Annotated in this window: 2 pseudogenes; one reads left to right on the top strand and one right to left on the bottom strand. The window is 69.7% G+C overall.

From position 1 onward, the window contains the following. Window positions 1–351: pseudogene (locus tag DBR34_RS23310) on the bottom strand (sensor domain-containing phosphodiesterase); the annotation flags it as partial. 298 nt (window positions 352–649) lie between these two features. Between DBR34_RS23310 and DBR34_RS15340 the strand changes: the two are divergent. Continuing rightward, window positions 650–1,200, top strand: a pseudogene (locus DBR34_RS15340) (M13 family metallopeptidase); the annotation flags it as partial.

Raw genomic sequence — 1,200 nt, 5'->3', positions numbered from 1 at the left:
ACCGTACTGGTCCACCACCACGATGCTGTCCAGCTCGGCGTGCCGCTGCAGCACCCCGCCGATGGCGTCGTCCAGCAGGTCCGGTGCCTGCGCCGGCACCCGTTCGAACAGCAAGGCGCCGTCCTCGGCGATGCCCAGCATGGCCCGTTCCAGGTTGCGCAGTTCCAGCCGCAGCAGCCGCTGCGAGCCGGTGGCCAGCGCCGCGCTCTGGCGCTGCGCGGCTTCCTGGCGGCGCTGGTAATCATTGGCCAGCGTCATTGCCAGGCCAACGGCCAGCAGCACGCCCAGGCTGACGCCCAGCCACACGATCGTACGCAATGGCCGTGCCAAGGCGCGGTTCAACGCGGGCATTGCCGACCTCTCCCGCTGCGATGGGCTGACTTCATGCGTAAACGCTTCCTGGTTTCCCCAAACCTGAGCGGCCGAAGCCCGGGATTCTTGACCTCTGCGTCGCCGCGCCGTGCCTGCACGCGGGTGCGCCCCGAATCCTGTCCGCCAGCATGCACCAGCGCGTGCAGCACGGGAAGAGCCACGGCCGCGCGCGGCGCGGACAACGGCCACGCTTGGCACAGCCCGGGGCCGTTGCAGCGGCAACTAACCCCCTCCCGGGGGGATTAGACTTGAGGTTTCCCCGTTGCCTGAGAAGTCCATGTCCAAGCTGCGCCGCCCTACCCTGATGCTTGCCATCGCCGCCAGCCTGTCGCTGGGCCTGAGCGCCTGCGACCGTGAGCCGGCCGCCCCCGTCGCCACCGCGCCGGACAGCCCCGCCGCCGCGCCGGCCGCGCCCAAGCCGCAGCTGGGCAGCTTCGGCTTCGATGCCACTGGCATGGACCGCAGCGTCGCCGCCGGTGACGACTTCTTCGGCTTTGCCAACGGCAGCTGGGTGAAGAACACCGAGATCCCGGCCGACCGCTCCAGCTACGGCAGCTTCAACGTGATTGCCGAGAAGACCCTGGCCGACACCCGCGCCATCCTCGAAGGCGCCGCCGCCGACACCAAGGCCAGCGGCGAAGCGAAGCTGATCGGTGACTACTACGCCGCATTCATGGACGAGGCCGGCATCGAATCGCGTGGCGTGGCCGCGGTGAAGCCGGAACTGGACGCCATCGGCGGGATCGCCGACAAGGCCGCGCTGGCCACCACCCTGGGTGGCACCCTGCGCGCCGACGTCGACCTGCTGAATGCGACCAACTTCTACAC

Origin of the sequence: Stenotrophomonas sp. HMWF003, from assembly GCF_003061285.1 — a bacterium.
In the GTDB taxonomy this organism is placed as follows: Bacteria; Pseudomonadota; Gammaproteobacteria; order Xanthomonadales; family Xanthomonadaceae; genus Stenotrophomonas; species Stenotrophomonas maltophilia_AP.
This window is presented reverse-complemented; position numbering and strand designations above follow the sequence as displayed.